The organism is Lelliottia sp. GFLA7, assembly GCF_056490165.1.
Genome location: NZ_JBWLAQ010000128.1, coordinates 1 through 388, shown reverse-complemented (window position 1 = coordinate 388; position 388 = coordinate 1). Strand labels below are relative to the sequence as shown.

Genomic DNA, 388 nt, shown 5'->3' with positions numbered 1-388 from the left:
ACGATGGACCACCTGTCGAACGGCCGCTTCCGCCTGGGACTCGGCATGTCGGGACCGCAGGTCGTCGAGGGTTGGCACGGAATCCCCTACGGCAAGCCGTTGAAGCGAACCCGCGAGTACGTCGACGTGGTCCGCGAGGCGCTTCGCCGCGAGGCCCCCCTCGAGCACCACGGCACCTACTACGACATCCCGTACACCGGTAGCGACGGCACCGGCCTGGGCAAGCCGCTGAAGCTGATCCTGCATCCCCGCCGAGCGGATCTTCCGATCTACCTTGCCGCGATCGGCCCGCGGAACATCGACCTGGCCTGCGAGATCGCGGACGGTTGGTTCCCGGTGTTCTTCTCTCCGCGCCGGTACGACGCGATCCTGCCCGCCGGTTTCACGC

General features: G+C 67.8%; 1 protein-coding gene. It reads left to right on the top strand.

Translation table 11 applies throughout. The features are described 5' to 3' along the window. Positions 1-388: LLM class flavin-dependent oxidoreductase (locus tag AC07RN_RS21490; protein WP_478337303.1), on the top strand; the 388-nt coding region annotated here is incomplete at both ends.